A 16,933-nucleotide genomic window follows, 5' to 3' on the forward strand; every position below is an offset into this window, starting at 1 on the left:
GTTCCGATTAACGTGCGCTGCGGGTGCCGACCACTTCGACTTCCACGCGACGATTCGGCTGCTGGCAGCCGATTTGCGCCTTGCGATTGCCCTTGCACGACTTCGGGTCAACCTTCAGCTGACGCTTGCCCTTGCCTTCCGTGTAGACACGGTTGGCTTCCACGCCCTTGCTGACCAGATAGGCCTTGACGGCTTCAGCACGACGGATCGACAGGCGATCGTTGTACTTGTCCGAACCGAACGAGTCGGTGTGGCCAACTGCGATAATCACTTCCAGGGTGATGCCCGACAGCTTGGAGGTCAGGTCGTCCAGCTTGGACTTGCCTTCCGGCTTCAGCACAGCCTTGTCGAAATCGAACAGGGTGTCAGCAGCGAAAGTGACCTTTTCGCTGGAAACAACCGGAGGAGCAACCGGTGCCACCGGGGGCAACCGGAGCGACCGCCGGAGCCAGGGCGCCGTCGCACAGGGCGTTGGCGGTGGCCGGGGTCCACGAGCTGTCGCGCCAGCAGAGCTCGTTCGTGCCGTTCTTCCACACGTACTCGCTCGTACCGTTGCCCCAGTTATCGTTCACAGCCTTCTTTTCGTAGGGGACGGACTGGGCTTGAGCGGATGCAGCCATTACTGCGGTAGCTGCAACGAGCGCGAGCTTGGCAAATTTTTTCATATTTCTCCTCTCAGGATGAGATCACCGCAGGGTTACTGCGAGCAAATGGACGGAAACAAGTCATACATTCTTCGGAGTATAACATTCTCGATGCGGTGTATGCTCCACTTCGAACAATGTCTGGCTCTTCGCTGGGGAATTGTGCCACAAGGGTCGTTTCCTAAGAAGTAAATATATTCGATTCCACCAATGGGTTTTAGGCCTGTGGTGTTTGTGCAACATGGCTCTTGCGATGCCCGCAAACCCTTGTCGGGCCGTGCTTGCAGGATTTTCGACACGGCCTTGCGCGCGCTTTCCCGGCCCTGCCGGAACCCCTGCCAAGGGGGCCGCCGCGGCTGCGGGAGAGGGCAGCCGCGCATGTTAGAATGTCACGTTGCCCACCTGTCAGACGCCGCTTTGGCGAATGGCGATTCACCTGGGTGCCTTCTGTTTAAATTCGCCGGATAACCCACGCCGCAATGGATCAATTCGCCAAAGAAACCCTTCCGGTCTCCCTCGAAGAGGAAATGCGCCGTTCCTATCTCGATTACGCCATGAGCGTGATCGTCGGGCGCGCGCTTCCCGATGTACGGGATGGCTTGAAGCCGGTACACCGGCGCGTGCTCTATGCGATGCATGAGCTTAACAACGACTGGAACCGGCCGTACAAGAAATCGGCCCGTATCGTAGGGGACGTGATTGGTAAGTATCACCCCCACGGCGACACTGCTGTATACGATACGATCGTGCGGATGGCGCAGAATTTCTCGCTGCGCTACATGCTGGTCGATGGCCAGGGTAACTTCGGGTCGGTGGACGGGGATAACGCGGCAGCCATGCGTTATACCGAAATCCGCCTGTCCAAGATTGCCCACGAGATGCTGCTCGATATCGATAAGGAAACTGTCGATTTTGGGCCGAATTATGACGGCTCCGAACATGAGCCGCTGATTCTGCCGGCACGCATCCCGAATCTGCTGATTAATGGTTCGTCGGGTATCGCGGTGGGTATGGCCACCAATATCCCGCCACATAACCTTAACGAAGTGGTCGATGCCTGCCTGCATCTGCTGCGTAATCCGCAAGCCACGATTGACGAGCTGATCGAGCTGATTCCGGCGCCGGACTTCCCGACCGCCGGCATTATCTATGGCATCCAGGGCGTGCGCGAAGGCTATCGCACCGGCCGCGGCCGCGTCGTCATGCGCGCCAAGACGCACTTCGAGGATATCGACCGTGGCCAACGCCAGGCGATCATCGTCGACGAGCTGCCCTACCAGGTCAACAAGCGCACCCTGCTCGAGCGGATCGCAGAGCTGGTGACGGACAAGAAGGTCGAGGGCATCTCCGATATCCGCGACGAGTCCGACAAATCCGGCATGCGCGTGGTGATCGAGCTCAAGCGCAACGAAGTGCCGGAGGTGGTGCTTAACAACCTCTATAAGCACACCCAGCTGCAGGACACCTTCGGCATGAACATGGTGGCGCTGGTCGACGGCCAGCCGCGCCTGCTGAACCTGCGCCAGATGCTGGATTGCTTCCTGTCGCACCGGCGCGAAGTCGTCACCCGCCGTACCGTGTTCGAGCTGCGCAAGGCGCGCGAGCGCGGCCACGTGCTGGAAGGCCTGGCGGTTGCTCTTGCCAACATCGATGAGTTCATCGCCATCATCAAGGCGGCGCCCACGCCCCCATCGCCAAGCAAGGGCTGATGGCCAAGGCCTGGGATTCCAGCCTGGTGCGCGAGATGCTGGCACGCGCCGAAGGCGACACCGCCGGCGGCCGCGCCTCCTACCGCCCGGACGGCCTGCCGGCCATCTTCGGCATGCAAGCCGACGGGCTGTACCGCCTGTCCGACTCGCAAGCCCAGGAAATCCTGCAGATGCGCCTGCAGCGCCTCACGGGCCTGGAGCAGGACAAGATCGTCCAGGAATACCGCGATGTCATGGCGGTCATCTCCGACCTGCTCGACATCCTGTCGCGCCCGGAACGCATCAGCACCATCATCACCGACGAGCTGACTGCCATCCGCGCCGAGTTCGGCGACCTGCGCCGCTCGCACATCGAGCTCAACGCGACCGAGCTCGATACCGAGGACCTGATCACGCCGCAGGACATGGTGGTGACCCTGTCGCACAGTGGCTATATGAAGAGCCAGCCGATTTCCGAGTACCGCGCGCAAAAGCGTGGCGGCCGCGGCAAGCTGGCGACCACCACCAAGGAAGACGACTGGATCGACACGCTCTTCGTCGCCAACACGCACGACTACATCCTGTGCTTCTCGAACCGCGGCCGGCTGTACTGGCTGAAGGTGTACGAGGTGCCGCAGGGGTCGCGCAACTCGCGCGGCAGGCCGATCGTCAACATGTTCCCGCTGTCCGATGGCGAGAAGATCAACGTCATCCTGCCGGTGCGCCAGTTCGACGCCGAGCATTTCATCTTCATGAGCACCGCGCGCGGCACCGTCAAGAAGACGGCGCTGACCGAGTTCTCGAACCCGCGCAAGGCCGGCATCATCGCGGTCGATCTCGACGAGGGCGACTACCTGATCGGGGCTGCCGTCACCGACGGCCAGCACGACGTGATGCTGTTCTCGGATTCCGGCAAAGCCGTGCGCTTCGACGAGAACGACGTGCGTCCGATGGGCCGCCAGGCCCGCGGCGTGCGCGGCATGAACCTGGAAGAAAGCCAGACCGTGATCGCCATGCTGGTGGCCCCGGCCGAGACCAGCGAGCAAGCCGTCGCGGTGGGCAGCGTGCTGACCGCCACCGAAAATGGTTACGGCAAGCGCACTCCGATCGCCGAGTACACTCGACACGGCCGTGGCACCAAGGGCATGATTGCGATCCAGACGAGCGAGCGCAACGGCCGGGTAGTGGCTGCCGCGCTGGTGTCGCCGGAGGACGAGATCATGCTGATCACGACCGGCGGCGTGCTGATCCGTACACGTGTGTCTGAAATCCGCGAGATGGGGCGCGCCACGCAAGGCGTGACCCTGATCAATGTGGACGAGGGCACCAAGCTGTCCGGCCTGCAGCGAATCGTCGAAAGCGATGCCGACAACGGTGTGGCGGGCGACGAACTCGAAGAAGGGGCGGACGCGGTGGACGCGGCGGCTCCGGCTGCCGACGGTGAGCAGGCAGGTGCGCAGGACGGCACCGACGCTGGCACGCCTGATACAGGATCAAATTCGTAAGTTGTTGCAACATTGACCCGTTGGACGGAACTCGATTGCCGGCCGCGGGACTAAAAACGGACATATTTACAAGGGAGTCACAATGCTCAAAACCTATCGACGTATCGCTGTTCTGGCTGCCTTCGTTCCGGCCATGATGCTGGCCAACGCGGCGCATGCCCAGGACGCCGACAAGACCACTGCCATCAAGGAACTCCTGACCGTGATGCAAGCCGACCAGGCCGTCAAGGGCCAGGCCGAGAACTGGCAGCAAGGCGCCAAGCAGGAAGCGCCCATGGTCTTGGAGCAGGTACTGGTCGAGAACAAGACGCTCAACGACAAGCAAAAGCAGGCTGCTGTCGAGAAGCTCAAGAAGAACGGCGCGGTGCAGCGCATGGTCGATGGCGCCGGCACGGCATTCACCACCGACGGCTTCAAGAGCGATGCCATGAAGGCCCACTACGACGCCTTCGGCAAGTACTACAGCGCCCAGGAAATCAAGGACCTGACCACGTTCCTGAAGTCGCCGACCGGCCAGAAGTTCATGGCCAACCAGGGCAAGGCGACCCAGGAAATCTGGGGTTCGATGATGCAAAAGTACGGCCCGCAAGTCGGCAAGTCGATGCGCGACGCCGCCGAGAAGGAAATCGCCGCCGCGGCGAAGTAATCCGCTGGGCGGGCGGGGCGCTGTCCTCGCCTCCCCAATCTGGCGCGGGTTTGATGGATAATGGCTGCTTGGGTAATACCGGCAGCCATTTTTCATTTCCATCCCGATCCATGAACGAACCCCAGAATCCAGCACTTGCCGCCATGATGCAGCGCGCCGTGGCCGAGCGTGTCTATAACTTCTCGCCCGGTCCGGCAGCCCTGCCGACCGAAGTGCTGCTGCAGGCAGCCGACGAGATGCTGTCGTGGCACGGATCCGGCGTCTCGGTGATGGAAATGAGCCACCGCAGCCGCGAGTTCGAGAGCATCCAGGCCGAGGCGCTGGCCAACCTGCGCGAGCTGCTGCAGGTCCCGAAGAATTTCCGCATCCTGTTCCTGCAGGGGGCGCCATCGGCGAGAACGGCATCGTGCCGCTGAACCTGATGCGGCGCGTGAACGCCGATCGCCCCAAGGCGGATTTCGTCGTCACCGGCACCTGGTCGGTCAAGTCCGAGCAGGAAGCGCGCCGCTACGGCGAGGTGAATATCGCTGCCACCAGCACCGCGCAAAAATTCGTCCGCATCCCGGATGTGGCTGACTGGAAGCTGTCGGACGATGCCGACTACGTGCACCTGTGCACCAACGAGACCATCGTTGGCGTGGAGTTCCAGGACGTGCCCGACATTGGCCAGCACCGCGATGGCGGACCGGTCGTGGTGGCCGACGTCTCCAGCCACATCCTGTCGCGCCCGGTCGACTGGTCGCGGGTGCAGGTGGCCTACGGCGGCGCGCAAAGAACATCGGGCCGGCCGGCCTGACCATCGTGATCGTGCGCGAGGACCTGCTGGGCCATGCGCATCCGCTCTGCCCGTCCGCGTTCAACTGGCGCCTGGTGGCCGAGCACGACTCGATGTACAACACGCCGCCGACCTATTCCATCTATATCGCCGGGCTGGTCTTCAAGTGGCTCAAGGCGCAGGGCGGCGTGGGCGCGATCGAGCAACGCAATATCGCCAAGTCGCATGCACTGTACGAGTTCCTCGACCAGAGCGCGTTCTACCGCAACGAGATCGATCCGGGCAGCCGCTCGCGTATGAACGTGCCGTTCTTCCTGGCCGACGAATCCCGCAACGACGCCTTCCTGGCAGGCGCGCGTGCCAATGGCCTGGTGCAGTTGAAGGGCCATAAGTCGGTCGGCGGCATGCGCGCCAGCCTCTACAACGCCATGCCGATCGAGGGCGTTGCCGCCCTGATCGAGTACATGCGCGAATTCGAGCGGACCGCGGCCTGATCCTTCGTTTGCAGCGGCATCGCGTGGCGCTGCCGCTGCAGTGCCGATTCGGTTTTTTCCAGGGCCATTTCCATTGCCATTGCCACTGCGCAATGACGTGGCGTAGCGGATTCATACAATGACAAATCAAGACAAGCAAGGCGCGCAGGGGAGGCGCAGCAGGACAATGGCGTGGCCGAGAAAGCGCTGGGCGTCGAGCTGACGCCGCTGCGCGAGCAGATCGACACGCTCGACCGCGAGCTGCTGGCGATGCTGAACCGCCGCGCGCAACTCGCCCTCGACGTAGGCGAGGTCAAGAAAAAGTACGGCGCGCCGGTGTTCCGTCCCGAGCGCGAGCTGCAGGTGATTCGCAAGGTCCAGGGCGCCAACCCCGGTCCGCTGCTCGACGACAGCGTGGCGGCGATCTGGCGTGAAGTGATGTCGGCCTGCCGCGGTCTGGAAAAGCCGCTCGAGGTGGCCTTCCTCGGCCCGGCCGGCACGTTCTCCGAGCAGGCGCTGTACGCGCACTTCGGCCACGAGGTCAGCGGCGTGCCGTGCCCGAGCATCGACGAGGTGTTCCGCGCGGTGGAAGCCGGTACTGTCGAATACGGCGTGGTGCCGGTGGAAAACTCCACCGAGGGCGCGGTCTCGCGCACGCTGGACCTGTTCCTGCAGACCTCGCTGAAGATCAGCGGCGAGATCGCGCTGAAGGTGCACCACAACCTGATGGCAACGTCCCCCGACATGAAGGGCGTGACCGTGGTGCGCGCCCACGCGCAGGCGCTTGCGCAGTGCCAGCACTGGCTCACGGCCAACTACCCGCACCTGGAGCGCCAGGCGGTATCGAGCAATGCGGAAGCGGCACGCATGGCCAGCGAGGATCCCACCGTGGCGGCCATCGCCGGCGAGTCGGCGGCCAATCGCTACCACCTGCATCTGGTGCGCACGCATATCCAGGACGATCCGCATAACCGCACGCGCTTCGCGGTGATCGGCCGCTACGAGACCGAACCCTCCGGCAGCGACCAGACCTCGATGATCCTCTCGGTGCCCAACAAGGCCGGCGCCGTCTACCAGTTGCTTGCGCCGCTGGCCGACAACGGCGTGTCGATGTGCCGGTTCGAGTCGCGCCCGGCGCGCAGCGGCGCGTGGGAGTACTACTTCTACGTCGACGTGGAAGGCCACCAGCATGATGCTTCGGTGGCGCGCGCGCTGGAAGAGCTGCGCCGCAACGCGGCTTACTTCAAGGTGCTGGGCTCCTATCCGTCCAGCCGGTAACGAGGCGGCAACCAGGCGGCGGAGCCGCTGGCATGGGTGCGGCTGCCAGGCGGCAGCCGGATCCGCGAACAACGTTTCAGAGAAGGAATGAACATGGCAGAGCAGGGCAAGCAGTTCGGTCCCGAGTATGTGCGGGCGATTTCCCCGTACGTGGCGGGCAAGCCGATTTCCGAAGTCGCGCGCGAGTTTGGCCTGGACGAGTCCACCATCGTCAAGCTGGCCTCGAACGAGAATCCGCTCGGCATGCCCGAATCGGCCCGGACCGCCATCGCTGCCGCCATGGCCGACCTGGGCCGTTACCCGGACGCCAACGGCTTCGTGTTGAAGGGCGCGCTGTCGGCCCGCTTCGACGTGCCGGCCGACTGGCTCACGCTGGGCAACGGCAGCAACGACATCCTGGAAATCGCGGCGCATGCGCTGGTCAAGCCGGGCGAGTCGATCGTCTATGCCGAGCATGCATTCGCGGTGTATGCGCTGGCCACGCAGGAAGTCGGCGCGCGCGCCATCGAGGTCAAGGCGCGCGACTACGGCCACGATCTCGCCGCCATGGCCGCGGCCATGGCGGCGGACACGCGCCTGGTCTTTATCGCCAACCCCAACAACCCGACCGGCACCTTCCTGCCGGCAGCCGACATCGAGGCCTTCCTGGCCAAGGTGCCGGCCGACGTCGTGGTGGTGCTGGACGAGGCCTACAACGAATACCTGGACGACGCGCAGCAGTACGATTCGATCGCGTGGGTCCGCAAGTATCCCAACCTGCTGGTGTCGCGCACCTTCTCCAAGGCTTACGGCCTGGCCGGCCTGCGCATCGGCTACGCCGTGGCGCAGCCTGCGCTCACCGATCTGCTCAACCGTATCCGCCAACCCTTCAACGTCAACAGCCTGGCGCAGGCCGCGGCGGTGGCGGCGCTGGGCGATGCGGCCTTCCTGCGGCGCAGCGCCGAGCTCAACCGTGCCGGCAAGGCGCAACTGGTGGCGGCGTTCGACCGGCTTGGCCTGCAGTACGTGCCGTCCTCGGGCAATTTCGTGCTGGTGCGTGTGGGCCAGGACGATGGCGCCGGCGCGCGGGTCAACCTGGCGCTGCTCAAGCAGGGCGTGATCGTGCGGCCGGTGGGCAACTACAACCTGCCGCAATGGCTGCGCATCACCATCGGCCTGCCTGAAGAAAACGCTGCCTTTATCGCGGCGCTGGAAAAGGCCCTCAAATAAGCGCTGTCCCGGCCCCTGCGCGGGCCGGCACCGCCCCGGATGCCGGAATGGCGGCGCCGACGCCCGGCGGAGAAGTTACAATATCGGATTCCCGAACTTCCTTGCCTGGCAGCGTATCCCCGTGACCGTTCCTGCGTCCGCTCCATTTTTTCCCGTGTCGTCATTGTCGGCGTTGGCCTGATCGGCGGCTCGCTGGCACTCGCGCTCAAGCGCGCGGGTGCGGTCGGCACGGTGGTCGGCGTTGGCCGCTCGCAAGCTTCGCTCGAGCGAGCGCTCAAGCTGGGCGTGATCGACGAGGCGGCCACGCTGGAAGACGCCGCCAAGGGCGCCAGCATGATCGTGCTGTGCGCGCCGGTGGCGCAGACCTTTGCGCTGCTCCATGCACTTGAGCCGCATCTGGAGCCCACCACCATCATCACGGACGCCGGCAGCACCAAGTCCGACGTCATCATGGCGGCCAAGACCGCGCTGGGCGACAAGGCGGCTCAGTTCGTGCCGGCTCATCCCATCGCCGGACGCGAGCTGCATGGCGTGGAAGCCGCGCTGGACGATCTCTATGTCGGCAAGAAAGTCGTGCTGTGCCCGCTGCAGGAAAATGCCCGCATCGACGTGGCCGCCGTGCGCGCCATGTGGGAGACCACGGGCGCCCAGTGCAGCGTGATGTCGGCCGTGCAGCACGATGCCGTGTTTGCCGCCGTCAGCCATTTGCCGCACCTGCTGTCCTACGCGCTGGTGGCCCAGGTGGCCAATGCCGAAGACGCGGCGCTCAAGCTCGATTTCGCCGGCGGCGGCTTCCGGGATTTCACCCGGATCGCGGCGTCCTCGCCGGAAATGTGGCGCGATATCTGCGTTGGCAACCGCGAGGCGATGCTGAGCGAGCTCAGCACCTACCAGGCCATGCTGGCGCATCTGAAGACCCTGATCGAAAGCAGCAACGGCGAGGGCCTGGAACGTATTTTCCAGCGCGCCAGCCAGGCGCGGCAGCAATGGGGCGCGCAGCGCGTGCCGGCTGTCAACGCCGAGCCCTGATCGTCACGCAATCGCCACGCCAGCCATACGCCACCACTACGCCAACGCCACGTCACCAACGGAGCGGCGCGCCTTTCATCGAAAGCCGCCGGCCAACTAGCATGCAAACCATGGAACATCTCACGCTCGGTCCCTTCACTCGCGCTTCGGGCACGGTTCGCCTGCCGGGTTCCAAGAGCATCTCGAACCGGGTCCTGCTGCTGGCGGCGCTGGCCGAGGGTGAGACCCGCGTGTGCGACCTGCTCGACTCGGATGACACGCGCGTGATGCTGCAGGCGCTGCGCACGCTGGGTGTCGAATGGCGCCAGGAGGACGGCGTTTGCGTGGTGCGCGGCGTGGGCGGCAATTTCCCCAACAAGGCGGCCGAGCTGTTCATGGGCAATGCGGGCACGGCCATCCGCCCGCTCACCGCGGCGCTGGCGCTGCAGGGCGGGAGCTACAAGCTGTCCGGCGTGCCGCGCATGCATGAGCGGCCGATCGGCGATCTGGTCGATGGCCTGCGCCAGATTGGCGCGAGCGTCGCTTACCTTGGCACCGAGGGCTATCCGCCCTTGCAGATTTCTCCCGCGCAGATTCGCATCGATGCGCCGATCCGCGTGCGTGGAGACGTGTCCAGCCAGTTCCTGACGGCGCTGCTGATGACCTTGCCGCCGGCCGATGCGCCTGGCGACACCATCGAGATCGAAGTGGTGGGCGAGCTGATTTCCAAGCCCTATGTGGAGATCACGCTTAACCTGCTGGCGCGCTTTGGCATCGAGGTCCGGCGCGAGGGCTGGTCACGCTTCATCCTGCCGGCTCGCGCCGCATATCGCTCGCCGGGCGAGATTTTTGTCGAGGGCGATGCGTCTTCGGCCTCCTACTTCCTGGCTGCGGGCGCCATCGGCGGCGGCCCGCTGCGGGTGGAGGGCGTAGGCATGGCAAGCATCCAGGGCGACGTCAAGTTTGCCGAGGCGCTTAACCGCATGGGCGCCAACGTGATGGCCGGCGCCAACTGGATCGAGGTCCGCGGCACCGAGCGCGACGATTGCCGCCTGCACGGCATCGAGCTGGACTGCAACCATATTCCGGACGCTGCCATGACCCTGGCCGTGGCGGCACTGTTCGCCGAAGGGCCCACCACGCTAACTAATATCGCCAGCTGGCGGGTCAAGGAAACCGACCGCATCAGCGCCATGGCCACCGAGCTGCGCAAGCTGGGTGTCGAGGTGGAAGAGGGCGCGGATTACCTGAAGGTGACGCCGCCGGCCCAATCCGCCTGGCAGACGCCGGCCGCCGGCATCGATACCTATGATGACCACCGCATGGCGATGTGCTTTTCGCTGGCCGCGTTCGGTCCGCTGCCGGTGCGCATCAACGAACCCGGCTGCGTCGCCAAGACGTTCCCGGATTACTTCGAGGTGTTTGGCACGGTGGCGCGCTGATCACGCGGCCAGTTGCAGGCCGTCGTCGCCGCGCCCGGTTTGGGGCGAGCGCTTGTGCTGCGCGCCGGGTTCGCGCCGTTCCCAGTAGCGGTCGAAGAAGTAATGCGCCACAGTGTTGACTGCTGGTTCGACGAACGTCACGGCGCCGCTGACAGCCAGATTGCCGGTCAGCGTATAAGTGACGCCAAAGGCAATGACAACGTGCATGATGCCGAACGACAGGGTCTTAGCCATGGTAGATTGCCTCGCGAAGATGTCGGTTGTTTGCTGCATGGGCCCGGGTTTTTGTCGGGTGCCCGTCATGAACCACATACTAATGATTCTCAATTGATTTAAGAAATCAATATTTTGTTCTGTCTTAATAAACAATGACTATCGTCGACGTCATCACAATCGACGGGCCCACCGCATCAGGAAAGGGTACCGTAGCGCACAAGGTGGCCGACGCGCTCAGTTTCCACTTGCTGGACAGCGGTGCGTTGTATCGCCTGGTGGCGCTCGCCAGCGAGCGTGCGGGCATCGACATGCACGATGTCGACGGGTTGGCAAGCCTGGCTACCCGCCTCGATGTGAAGTTCGGGCCGGACCGTGTCTGGCTGCGCGGCGAGGAGGTCAGCCTGGCCATCCGCGCGGAAGCCACCGGCAACCGGGCCTCGGCGATCGCCGTCCACCAGCCGGTGCGCGACGCCCTGACGGCGCTGCAGCGCGGTTTTCGCAAGCTGCCCGGCCTGGTTGCCGACGGCCGCGACATGGGCACCGTGATTTTCCCGGATGCCCGGCTGAAGGTGTTCCTGACGGCAAGTGTCGAGGCGCGCGCTCGCAGGCGCTATAAACAATTGATTGATAAGGGAATTTCTGCTAATATCGAAGACCTTTTGCGAGACCTTGAGTCGCGCGACCAGCGGGATCGCTCCCGCACGGCCGCGCCGCTGCGTCCCGCAGAGGATGCGCACCTGCTCGATACCTCCGACATGACGGTGGATCAGGCGGTGGCGCAGGTGCTGCAGTGGTACGGCACGCCGGGTTACTGACCCGCGCGAGTCCAGCCGCTGCAACATCGAAGTGCCGGCAGAGCCTGCAAGCGCAGATCCGCCGGTGTTGTTCAACCTGACCCCGCTGCCCGGTGCAGACTGAGCGCGATCCACGCGCCGGCCCGAGTACTGCGGATTGATACTCAAGTTTATGTCCGACCTGCAAACTAACGAATCCTTTGCCGCACTGTTCGAGGAATCCGTCGCCCGCTCCAATATGAAGGCTGGCGAAGTGATTTCCGCTGAAGTCGTGCGCATCGACCACAATTTCGTGGTCGTCAACGCCGGCCTCAAATCGGAAGCCTTTGTGCCGGTGGAGGAGTTCCTGAACGACCAGGGCGAACTCGAAGTGCAGGCCGGCGACTACGTCTCCGTGGCCATCGACGCGCTCGAGAACGGCTATGGCGACACCATCCTGTCCCGCGACAAGGCCAAGCGCCTGGCATCGTGGCTGAACCTCGAGAAGGCGCTGGAAGACGGCGAAATCATCTCGGGCACGGTCACGGGCAAGGTCAAGGGCGGCCTGACCGTCATGGTCAACGGCATCCGCGCGTTCCTGCCGGGCTCGCTGGTCGACGTGCGTCCGATCAAGGACACCACGCCGTACGAAGGCAAGACCCTGGAATTCAAGGTCATCAAGCTGGACCGCAAGCGCAACAACGTGGTGCTGTCGCGCCGCGCCGTTGTGGAAGCGACCCTGGGCGAAGAGCGCCAGAAGCTGATGGAAACCCTGAAGGAAGGCGCCATCGTCAACGGTATCGTCAAGAACATCACGGACTACGGCGCATTCGTGGACCTGGGTGGCATCGACGGCCTGCTGCACATCACCGACCTGGCATGGCGTCGTGTGCGTCACCCGAGCGAAGTGCTGTCGGTTGGCCAGGAAATCACCGCCAAGATCCTCAAGTTCGACCAAGAGAAGAACCGCGTCTCGCTGGGCGTGAAGCAGCTGGGCGAAGATCCGTGGGTCGGCATCTCGCGTCGCTACCCGCAAAGCACCCGCCTGTTCGGCAAGGTGACCAACCTGACCGACTACGGCGCATTCGTTGAAATCGAAGCCGGCATCGAAGGCCTGGTCCACGTTTCCGAAATGGACTGGACCAACAAGAACGTGGCCCCGTCCAAGGTTGTCCAGCTGGGCGACGAAGTCGAAGTCATGGTTCTGGATATCGACGAAGACAAGCGTCGTATCAGCCTGGGCATGAAGCAATGCAAGGCCAATCCGTGGGACGATTTCAGCCGTAACCACAAGAAGGGCGACAAGCTGGGCGGCCAGATCAAGTCGATCACCGACTTCGGCGTGTTCATCGGCCTGCCCGGTGGCATCGACGGCCTGGTGCACCTGTCCGACCTGTCCTGGCAAGAAACCGGCGAAGAAGCCGTGCGCAAGTACAAGAAGGGCGACGAAGTGGAAGCCGTGGTTCTGGGCATCGACGTCGACAAGGAACGCATCTCGCTGGGTATCAAGCAGCTGTCGGGCGACCCGTTCAACAACTTCATCTCGGCTAACGACAAGGGTTCCCTGGTCAACGGCACGATCAAGACTGTTGATGCCAAGGGCGCTGTCGTGCAACTGGCTGATGACGTCGAAGGCTACCTGCGCGCATCCGAAATCTCGGCTGACCGCGTGGAAGATGCTCGCAACGTGCTGAAGGAAGGCGAACAAATCACCGCCCTGGTGGTGAACGTCGACCGCAAGTCGCGCAACATCAACCTGTCGATCAAGGCCAAGGACAACGTCGAGCAGCAAGAAGCCATGCAAAAGTTCGCTGCTGACACCGGCACGGCTGGCACGACCAACCTGGGCGCGCTGCTGAAGGCCAAGCTCGGCCAGGACAACCAGTAAGCATTGGTTCTTACGCCTGCTAGCGGATGCCCATGACCAAGTCCGAGCTTGTCGAAAAACTGGCTGCCCGGTTCCCGCAGCTGTTGCTGCGGGATGCGGATATCTCGGTGAAGACGATCCTCGACGCGATGTCCGAAGCGCTGGCCGATGGCCACCGCATCGAGATTCGCGGATTCGGCAGTTTTGGTCTGAACCGGCGTCCGCCGCGCGTTGGGCGCAACCCCAAGTCCGGCGAACGCGTGCTGGTGCCCGAGAAACGGGTGCCGCACTTCAAGGCGGGCAAGGAGTTGCGTGAACGTGTCGATCGCAGCCCGGCGCTGCCGCAGGCAGGTAGCGGCGGCGGTGCTGGCGCCAATGCCAACGGAAGTCACGTTGTTGGCAGCGGCAATGCGAATGGCAGCATCCATGGCGGCGGCAATGGCCATGGCGCTGCGGCTGGTGCGGGTCATGCGACCGCGCCTGGCCAGGCGAAGCCGGCAGCCGTTGCCGGCAGCGCCTTGCATGATGACGGCGGGCTGAAACTGGCCCAGTCCTGAATCCGCTGCGTTTGGCTCGTGATGTGCCTGGATAGTCAAAAAAGCGCCCCTTATCGGGGCGCTTTTTCATTGCGCGTGCATACAAGAGGTTACCGTTGGCACGAGGCGATTCCGCTACAATGCCGGGAATCGTGCGATGCGTGAGCCTTGAACACGCAGCGGCCTAGCCGCAACCTAAATGTAATGACCTCGGGTATACCCCTTGGTCCTCCCTGCAAGGTGGACTCTCTGGCTTCGGCCAGCGATCCCGCCATGAGTAGTATGAAATGAAGCTCGTTCATACCACGCCTAGGGCGGAATCCTCCGCCCACAAGGCGGTGGAGTGCGCGACATTTGACCCGCAAGGGTTGTGTAATAGGGCGAGAAGCTCTGTGCGTTATGGTTCAGTCGGACCAGCCTTGAGGCTGCCCGATAGAGAACCTGCTATGCGACTAGCAGTAGCCGATGGAGACATGCGTCACTGGTAACGGTGGGGTGTGAAGCTTTCCTGACAATGTAGCCCCCGCAAGGGTGTTGATCGACCGTGAAGACGAACAGCAGAGACTCCGAGCAGCACCGGGGTTGAGGAGCTAGGCTGGCTGGTATGGGTAATGTAAGTGAATTGCTGATAAACGTCGTGAGCATTGCGGTGCCAAAGCTGCTGTCAGGCACTAACCAAAAGGTACGTGGTCGGTTGTCCCGCTGGTTCCTCGGGGCACGTCGTCACTGGACCACCGGCGAAGAGGCAGACCCTAACCCAGTCTTGTAACGTGCAGGGAACGCAGTAAGCCCGTATGACCGCCGAGGGGCAGTTGACCTCGGCAGGCGAACCGTAAGGAACGTTGTTGGTCGTGCGGGTATGGGAGGTTGGAAAAAGCGAATGCCGGGCTGTAATGGTTCGGATAGGGGTTGCAACATCACCCCACGCGAAAGCGGGCAGACTTCCAACTGGTCTTTCGTCGCAAGACGAACTGACAGATCTCGCTTGAACGTGAAATTTTCCCCTAGGGGCCAACGTGCCCCTTAGGGGGCAAGTTGTCTCTCTTGATGTTGGGGTAACCCTCAAGATAGGAGAGCAGCATGGAAGTAATCATCCGCAAGGATGATTCTGCGCTTTCCGGCGCACCGCGAAGCTGGACGACCATTGATTGGCGTCGGGTAGAGCGGAACGTTCGGGAGATGCAGGTCAGAATTGCGAAGGCAACAAAGGAAGGGGACTGGCGCAGGGTGAAAGCTCTGCAAAGGTCTCTGACCCGCTCGTGGTCCGCCAAAGCATCGGCGGTACGACGAGTGGCGGCAAACCGAGGTAAGCGAACGGCAGGCGTCGATCGCGAACTGTGGGATTCGCCTGAAGCCCGGTGGGAAGCCATTGGGCGGTTGAAGCGCCGAGGGTACCGACCTATGCCATTGAGGCGGGTCTTTATCCCTAAGGCCAACGGGAAGGAGCGCCCACTAGGCATTCCGACCATGTTGGATCGAGCCATGCAGGCCTTGTACCTGCTGGCGCTGGAACCAGTGTCCGAAGGGACGAGCGATCCGAACTCGTATGGGTTCCGGCTCAATCGTTCCACGTTGGATGCCATGTCCCAGCTATACGTGGCCTTGTCACAGAAGGTCTCAGCCCAATGGGTGCTGGAAGCGGATATCAAAGGCTGTTTCGACCATATCAGTCATGACTGGCTGGAGAGCAATGTCCGAATGGACAAAGCGATCCTGAGGAAGTGGCTGAAGGCTGGCGTGGTATTTCAGGGCCAGTTTCAGGCAACCGAGGCTGGAACGCCGCAGGGGGCATTATTTCCCCAACATTGGCAAATGTGGTGCTGAACGGACTGGAGGGGCAACTGCTTGCGCAACTGAAGGCGAAGCTGGGGGTCGCAAGGTCTAAACGGCTGAAGGTTAACGTTGTGCGATATGCGGATGACTTCGTCATCACTGGAATCTCGCAAGAGGTGCTGGAAGGTGAGGTGAAGCCGTGGGTAGAGCAGTTCCTGGCAGAACGGGGGCTGACACTATCGATGGAGAAAACGCGGATCGTCAATATTGCTAAAGGCTTTGACTTTCTGGGGTGGAATTTCCGGAAGTACCTGGGAAAGCTACTCATCAAGCCAAGCAAGAAAAACGTGCAAACGTTCTATCGCAAGGTGAGAGAGGTCATCAGCAACAACAAGACGGTTAAGCAGGAGGAGCTAGTCCGCCTGTTGAATCCGATGCTACGAGGCTGGGCGCAGTATCACAGTCCCGTAGTTGCCAAAGCGACGTTCACTCGCCTAGAGCACAGCATCTTTGTGGCTCTACGGCGATGGGCTAAACGGAGACATCCAACGAAGAATGCCGAATGGATACGCAAGAAGTACTTCGCGTCCATCGGTGGTCAGAACTGGGTGTTTGGAACCACAGTAGTGAAAGATGACGGTAGTAAGGATTGGACGGAGTTGTACTCGCTTGCGGGAACACCCATCCGGCGCCACCAGAAAGTCCGAGGGGAGTTCAATCCCTTCGATCCAGCGCAAGAAGTGTATGGCGAAACCTTGCGGCAGGAGCGCATGCTGAATAACATGTCGCACCGTAAGCAGTGGATCAAGTTGTACATGTCCCAGCGAGGCTTGTGTGCGTTGTGCCAGTGCAGGATGACCAAAGAGACGGGGTGGCATGACCATCATATCGAGTATCGTGTACACGGTGGCTCGGACGCTCTAGGAAATCGCGTGCTGCTGCATCCAGACTGCCACGTCCAAGTGCATAACCACGGTCTAACCGTAATGAAACCGGTCCCATTAATTTGAAGGGATTTTGTAAGGGCTTGAGCCGTATGCGGTGAAAGTCGCAAGTACGGTTCTTAGGGGGATGGGTCAGCAATGACCTGTTCCTACCCT

At 62.4% G+C, this 16,933-nt stretch carries 9 protein-coding genes and 4 pseudogenes; 11 read left to right on the top strand and 2 right to left on the bottom strand.

Translation table 11 applies throughout. The features are described from left to right. Positions 1-7: 7 nt before the first annotated feature. A pseudogene (gene ompA, locus OMK73_RS33865) lies at positions 8-665 on the bottom strand (outer membrane protein OmpA). A gap of 458 nt (positions 666-1,123) precedes the next feature. Between ompA and gyrA the strand changes: the two are divergent. From gyrA to aroA, 7 genes and pseudogenes are all read left to right on the top strand, one after another. Continuing rightward, a pseudogene (gyrA, locus tag OMK73_RS33870) lies at positions 1,124-3,837 on the top strand (DNA gyrase subunit A). Positions 3,838-3,919: 82 nt separating this feature from the next. Beyond that, complete coding sequence (locus tag OMK73_RS33875) at positions 3,920-4,483, top strand: DUF2059 domain-containing protein (RefSeq protein WP_267605859.1); 564 nt, start codon at positions 3,920-3,922, stop codon at positions 4,481-4,483. Positions 4,484-4,593: 110 nt separating this feature from the next. After that, a pseudogene (gene serC / locus OMK73_RS33880) lies at positions 4,594-5,752 on the top strand (3-phosphoserine/phosphohydroxythreonine transaminase). Positions 5,753-5,923: 171 nt separating this feature from the next. Then, positions 5,924-7,009 (top strand): prephenate dehydratase, encoded by a 1,086-nt coding sequence (gene pheA, locus OMK73_RS33885; RefSeq protein ID WP_267605860.1) that lies wholly within the window; start codon positions 5,924-5,926, stop codon positions 7,007-7,009. Between the two features lie 93 nt (positions 7,010-7,102). Continuing rightward, positions 7,103-8,218: a histidinol-phosphate transaminase gene (hisC, locus tag OMK73_RS33890; protein ID WP_267605861.1), complete on the top strand. Its 1,116-nt coding sequence runs from the start codon at positions 7,103-7,105 to the stop codon at positions 8,216-8,218. 39 nt (positions 8,219-8,257) lie between these two features. After that, complete coding sequence (locus OMK73_RS33895) at positions 8,258-9,247, top strand: prephenate dehydrogenase (protein WP_267605862.1); 990 nt, start codon at positions 8,258-8,260, stop codon at positions 9,245-9,247. A gap of 110 nt (positions 9,248-9,357) precedes the next feature. After that, positions 9,358-10,668, top strand: a complete 1,311-nt coding sequence (gene aroA, locus OMK73_RS33900) for a 3-phosphoshikimate 1-carboxyvinyltransferase (protein ID WP_267606612.1) — start codon at positions 9,358-9,360, stop codon at positions 10,666-10,668. Here aroA and OMK73_RS33905 read toward each other — a convergent pair whose 3' ends face one another. Beyond that, the gene (locus OMK73_RS33905) at positions 10,669-10,902 is read right to left on the bottom strand and encodes a DUF2061 domain-containing protein (RefSeq protein ID WP_267605863.1); all 234 of its coding nucleotides are present in this window, start codon (positions 10,900-10,902) and stop codon (positions 10,669-10,671) included. A 134-nt stretch (positions 10,903-11,036) separates the two neighbouring features. On the opposite strand from OMK73_RS33905, the gene cmk reads away from it, so the two are divergent. From cmk to ltrA, 4 genes and pseudogenes are all read left to right on the top strand, one after another. Beyond that, the gene (cmk, locus tag OMK73_RS33910) at positions 11,037-11,699 is read left to right on the top strand and encodes a (d)CMP kinase (protein WP_267605864.1); all 663 of its coding nucleotides are present in this window, start codon (positions 11,037-11,039) and stop codon (positions 11,697-11,699) included. Positions 11,700-11,850: 151 nt separating this feature from the next. Further along, on the top strand, positions 11,851-13,545 hold the full coding sequence (gene rpsA, locus OMK73_RS33915; RefSeq protein ID WP_006158411.1) for a 30S ribosomal protein S1: 1,695 nt from the start codon (positions 11,851-11,853) through the stop codon (positions 13,543-13,545). Between the two features lie 32 nt (positions 13,546-13,577). Beyond that, complete coding sequence (locus tag OMK73_RS33920) at positions 13,578-14,081, top strand: integration host factor subunit beta (protein WP_267605865.1); 504 nt, start codon at positions 13,578-13,580, stop codon at positions 14,079-14,081. A gap of 1,059 nt (positions 14,082-15,140) precedes the next feature. Next, positions 15,141-16,843: pseudogene (gene ltrA, locus OMK73_RS33925) on the top strand (group II intron reverse transcriptase/maturase). Positions 16,844-16,933: the final 90 nt, after the last annotated feature.

The organism is Cupriavidus sp. D39 (assembly GCF_026627925.1).
Lineage (GTDB): Bacteria > Pseudomonadota > Gammaproteobacteria > Burkholderiales > Burkholderiaceae > Cupriavidus > Cupriavidus ulmosensis.

Excerpts from the sequence above, each read along its gene's own strand:
- OMK73_RS33920 (WP_267605865.1), top strand. The coding sequence starts at position 13,578 with ATGACCAAGTCCGAGCTTGTCGAAAAACTGGCTGCCCGGTTCCCGCAG.
- aroA (WP_267606612.1), top strand. The coding sequence starts at position 9,358 with ATGGAACATCTCACGCTCGGTCCCTTCACTCGCGCTTCGGGCACGGTT.
- hisC (WP_267605861.1), top strand. The coding sequence starts at position 7,103 with ATGGCAGAGCAGGGCAAGCAGTTCGGTCCCGAGTATGTGCGGGCGATT.
- cmk (WP_267605864.1), top strand. The coding sequence starts at position 11,037 with ATGACTATCGTCGACGTCATCACAATCGACGGGCCCACCGCATCAGGA.
- rpsA (WP_006158411.1), top strand. The coding sequence starts at position 11,851 with ATGTCCGACCTGCAAACTAACGAATCCTTTGCCGCACTGTTCGAGGAA.
- OMK73_RS33895 (WP_267605862.1), top strand. The coding sequence starts at position 8,258 with ATGCCGGAATGGCGGCGCCGACGCCCGGCGGAGAAGTTACAATATCGG.
- OMK73_RS33905 (WP_267605863.1), bottom strand. The coding sequence starts at position 10,902 with ATGGCTAAGACCCTGTCGTTCGGCATCATGCACGTTGTCATTGCCTTT.
- OMK73_RS33875 (WP_267605859.1), top strand. The coding sequence starts at position 3,920 with ATGCTCAAAACCTATCGACGTATCGCTGTTCTGGCTGCCTTCGTTCCG.